This is a genomic window from Cellulomonas endophytica, from assembly GCF_004123805.1.
Lineage (GTDB): Bacteria > Actinomycetota > Actinomycetes > Actinomycetales > Cellulomonadaceae > Cellulomonas > Cellulomonas endophytica.
Genome location: NZ_RWJX01000129.1, coordinates 1 through 4,719 on the forward strand (window position 1 = coordinate 1; position 4,719 = coordinate 4,719).

General features: G+C 78.1%; 3 protein-coding genes. All 3 read right to left on the reverse strand.

Annotated features, from left to right (window positions below):
* Positions 1–92: 92 nt before the first annotated feature.
* From EJA20_RS17955 to mtrA, 3 genes are read right to left on the reverse strand one after another with little or no spacing between them, the layout of a single operon-like run.
* Positions 93–1,787 carry an LpqB family beta-propeller domain-containing protein gene (locus EJA20_RS17955; protein ID WP_129339882.1) on the reverse strand — a complete coding sequence of 565 codons (1,695 nt, stop codon included), beginning with the start codon at positions 1,785–1,787 and terminating at the stop codon, positions 93–95.
* The gene (gene mtrB, locus EJA20_RS17960; RefSeq protein WP_338068846.1) at positions 1,784–3,619 is read right to left on the reverse strand and encodes an MtrAB system histidine kinase MtrB; all 1,836 of its coding nucleotides are present in this window, start codon (positions 3,617–3,619) and stop codon (positions 1,784–1,786) included. Before mtrB ends, EJA20_RS17955 begins: the two co-directional genes overlap by 4 nt.
* 28 nt (positions 3,620–3,647) lie before the next feature.
* Positions 3,648–4,331 carry an MtrAB system response regulator MtrA gene (mtrA, locus tag EJA20_RS17965; RefSeq protein ID WP_205687573.1) on the reverse strand — a complete coding sequence of 228 codons (684 nt, stop codon included), beginning with the start codon at positions 4,329–4,331 and terminating at the stop codon, positions 3,648–3,650.
* Positions 4,332–4,719 lie beyond the last annotated feature (388 nt).

Consider the following 4,719-nt stretch of genomic DNA (forward strand, 5'->3'; position numbering starts at 1 on the left):
GGCGACGGGACGCCCGTCGCCCGGCCGCCGCCGGGCCGCTCCCGCAGTGCAGCAGCGGACGCCCGCACGGCGGACGGACCGTCGCGGCGGGATCAGCCCGGGTACGCCGGGTCGTGCAGGCCGCTCTCGTCGCCCACGCGCACCCAGCTCGGCCCGTCGAGGCGGTACAGCTCGCCGTCCGTCGTCGTGACGACGAGGCTGCGCTCCCCGCGGCCCGCCGCGACGTCCACGAGCCCCGCGAGCTCGGGCTGCGCCACGGTCTCGCCCGCCAGGGGGACGAGGTGCACGGCCGCGGCCGCGGCGGTCCGCCCGACGACCGCGAGCGTCGTCGCGTCCACCCAGGTGACGTCGGAGGCGTCCTGGAGGGCGGCACCGACGCGCCGGGCCTCGCCCAGGCCCTGCGGCGCACCCTCGGCGTCGCGCAGCACCCCGGCGACGTCGACCGCCACGCCGTCGGCGCCCTCGGAGACGACGGCCACGCGCGCCCCGTCGCGGGCCAGGCGCAGCGCCCGCACCCGCCGGTCGGCGAGCCAGCCGACGGTGACCTCGACGACCGTGCCGTCGTCGGCGGCCACCCACACGCCGCCGCCCTCGCCGCCGGAGGCCGTCCAGGCCCAGCCCGCGCGGTCGACGGACGGCGCGACGAGGTCTCCGCGCGCCAGCAGGACGCGCGAGGTGCCCTCGGCGGCCGGCACCGTGACCATCCCCTGCGGCGAGAGCCCCACGCGCAGCAGCCCGTCCTCGGACCGCGCGGGCGCGCGCAGGCCGGCGGGCAGCGGGCCCAGGTCCGCCACGGGGGCCAGCCGGCCGCCCGCGAGCTCGAGCAGGCCGCCGTCCCGGTCGAGGACCTCCAGCACGCCGCGGGTCGTGCCGGTGGTGACGTCCGCCGCGCCCTCGAGGAGCACCCCGCCCGTCGAGCCGCCCGTGGTGACCCGGACGGCGCCCACGCGCGGGAGCTCCAGCGTCGCCTCGAGCTGCGCGAGGAGCAGCGCCCGGTCGGAGGCGAGCACCGCCGCGGAGGGTTCGAGGCCGACCGCGGCGACGCCCGCCTCGTCGACCGTCACGGCCCCCGGCGCGAGGCGCACGCCCTCGGGCACGGCGGTGGTGACGGCGTCCCGCAGCCAGGGCGACGGCCCGGCGAGCAGCGCCTGCACCACCGCGGTCTCGAGGTTGCGCGTGGGGAACCAGCGCGTCTCGGGCACGAGCAGCGTCTCGTCGGGGCTGAGGAAGTAGACCGGGGCGGCCCGGTACTGGGACGCGAACACCGCGCGGGTGAGGATGAGCCCGTCGGGCGCGGAGGAGATGCGCCACTGGCCCGACGACCCCTGCACGAGCCCGAACGTCACGGTCTGCGCGGCGCCGCGGGCCGCCTCCGTGTACCGGCCGTCGCCGTCGACGAGCGCGACGACCGGGACGGCGGCCGTCACCTCCGTGTCCGACGTCTGCCGCAGGTCCACCGCCCCCGCGACGACGATGCCCTCCAGCGGCGACCACCCCGCCCGCGCGTCGCCGGAGAGGTACTCGCGGGCGACGACGAAGTCGTCGGAGAACCCGGCCGCCCCGGCCAGGAGGAAGCCCTGGACGATGTCGACGGGCTGGGCGTCCTCCCGGGGACCCTCCGCGAGGACGTCGATGCCGCCGGCGTCCTCCACCTGCGCGTCCCCCTCGACGACGGGGCCGCGCGTCGGGACGGACACGCAGCCCGCGAGCCCGAGGGCGAGCGCCACGACGAGGGCCAGGACCCCTCGCCGCCGCGGCCGCGCGGCGGCGGCCCGGGCGCGGCTCACCGGGTCGCCCCGGCCGCCGCGGGCCCGGACGGGCGGGTGCCGCCGGCGCCGCCCGTCGCCGGGGCCGCGCCACCCCGGTCGTCGCGGTCGTCGCGCTCGTCGCGCTCGTCGTCCTCGTCGCGGTCGTCCCGGTCGTCGTCCTCGTCGTGGGCGAGCACGGGCAGCGCCGCGGGGTCCGGCCCGCGCCCCACCGCGGGCGCCGCGACGGCGCCGTCCGCCGGCTCGAGGGGCAGCGGCGAGCCCGTGAGGACGATGCCGGCGCGTCGCGGCACCGTCAGGCGGAAGCACGCACCGTGGCCGGGCCGGCCCCACGCCTCGAGCCAGCCGCCGTGCAGGTGCGCGTCCTCCACGGAGATGGCCAGGCCCAGACCCGTGCCGCCCGTCGTGCGGGCCCGCGCCGGGTCGGCCCGCCAGAACCGGTCGAAGACGTGCCGGGCCTGCTCGGGCGACATCCCCACCCCGTGGTCGCGCACCGTCACGGCGACCGCCGCGGCGTCGGCGCCGACGGTGATCTCGATGGGCGTGCCGTCCGCGTGCTCCACCGCGTTGCCCAGCAGGTTGCGCAGCACGCGCTCGAGCCGGCGGGGGTCGACGTCCGCCACGCAGGGGCCGTCGGGCAGGTCGACGTGCAGCCAGGAGCCGCGGCGCTCGGCCAGCGGCGACGCGTTCTCCACCGCACGGACGACGACGCTGCGCACGTCCGTGCTCTCCACGTCGAGGACCGCGGCGCCCGCGTCGAAGCGGCTGATCTCCAGGAGGTCCGCCAGGAGGTCCTCGAAGCGGTCGAGCTGCATCTGGAGGAGCTCGGCCGAGCGCTTGGCGGCCGGGTCGAGGTCGTCGCGGGAGGCGTGGATGACCTCCCCCGCCATCCGGATGGTCGTCAGGGGGGTCCGCAGCTCGTGCGAGACGTCCGACACGAAGCGCCGCTGCACCGCCCCGAGGTCCTCCAGCCGCTGGATCTGGTCCTGCAGGCCCGCCGCCATCTCGTTGAACGAACGCGCCAGGGTCGCCATCTCGTCCTCGCCGCGCACGACGAGACGCTCGGTCAGGTGCCCGTCGGCCAGGCGCGCGGCGACGCGGGCGGCCGCCCGGACGGGGTGCACCGTCTGCCGCGTGACGAGCCAGGTGATGCCGCCCAGCAGCGCCGCCAGCGCCACCGCCGCGAGCAGCAGGGTGCGCTGGAGCAGGTCGAGCCGCTCCTGCTCCGCCTGGAGGCTGTAGAGGAAGAAGAGCTGGTAGGACCCGACGACGGGCACGTCGACGCCCTGGCCGACGACCACGGCCGGCACGGGGCCGCCCGCCGCCGGGAGCTCCACGGACTGCCAGTGCTGCCCGCCCTCGGCCACGGCCTCGCGCAGGTCGGGGCTGACGAGCCCGACGAGGGACGCGTCCGAGGCGGCGGCGCCGGCCGGCACGGGCGCGGACTGGCCCGGTGCCCGCAGGAGGAACACCTCGCGGGTGCCGCTGCCGCCCGTGCGCTGCGCGGCCGAGACGTCGTAGAGGAGCTCCTGCACGTCCGCGCCCGTCGTCGCCGTCGAGGAGTCGAAGGTGCTCTGCGCCTGGCGCGTGCTCCGTGCGCTCTCCCGCAGCACCTGGTCCACGCGGGCGTCGAAGAGCCCGTCGCGCATGCGCAGGCCGACGTACCCGCCGACGACGGCCAGCGTGAGCACGCCCAGCGCCATCGTCGCGGCGATGACGCGGACCTGCAGCGAGGTCCGCCACGTCCGGACGAGCCCGCGCAGCCGTCGCACGGCACGCAGGCGCAGGAGCCGCCACGCCACGCGCGACCGGCGCACCCGGCCGGGGCGCGTCCGCGGCACCCGCACGCTCACGGCGCGCCCGCCCGCCCGCGCGGCGCGGTCAGGATGTCCCCGCGCCGGCCTTGTAGCCGACGCCACGGACCGTCACGACGATCTCCGGGCGCTCGGGGTCCGTCTCGATCTTCGAGCGGAGGCGCTGCACGTGGACGTTCACCAGGCGCGTGTCGGCCGCGTGCCGGTAGCCCCAGACCTTCTCCAGGAGCACCTCGCGGGTGAAGACCTGCCAGGGCTTGCGGGCGAGGGCGACGAGGAGGTCGAACTCCAGCGGGGTGAGCTGGACGGGCCGGCCCGCCCGCACGACCCGGTGGCCCGGGACGTCGATGGTGACGTCGCCGATCGTCAGGTGCTCCGGCGCCGGCTCGTCCGTCCGCCGCAGCCGCGCACGCACGCGGGCGACGAGCTCCTTGGGCTTGAAGGGCTTGGAGATGTAGTCGTCCGCCCCGGACTCGAGCCCGAGGACCACGTCGACCGTGTCCGACTTCGCGGTGAGCATGACGATGGGGACGCCGGACTCCGCGCGGATGAGCCGGCAGACCTCGTTGCCGTCCTTGCCGGGGAGCATGAGGTCGAGCAGCACGAGGTCCGGCTGCGACGCCCGGAACACGCCGAGCGCCTCGTCGCCGTCCTCGCAGAAGACGGGCTCGAAGCCCTCCGAGCGCAGGACGATGCCGATCATCTCGGCCAGGGCGGTGTCGTCGTCGACCACCAGCACGCGACCTCTCATGCCGGTCATCATCGCACCGCGGGGCCCCCGGGGACCGCGCCCCGCCGTCCCCCGTCCGGCTGGCCTGCGCACCCGTCCGGCGGAACGGCCCGTCCGGCCCGGCGTCGCGCGCGGCGCCCGACCCCTGGGGACGGGCCCCGGCGCGTCGGTGGTCCGTGGCACGATGACCGCGACGGGGCAGCCGCGGCCGTGGGTGCCGCACAGGAGCGAGCGACACCGAGGTGAGCAGCGCATGAGCACGCCGCAGGACGACGCACCGCGACCGGGCTGGGCCTCACCCGCCCCGGGGCCTGCCCCGGCCGACGGCGCGGACGGCGGCTCGTCCGGAGCGCCCGCCGGCGCCGGCACCCCGGCCGCCCCCGGCGCCCCGGGCGGCTCCGGCGCGGCC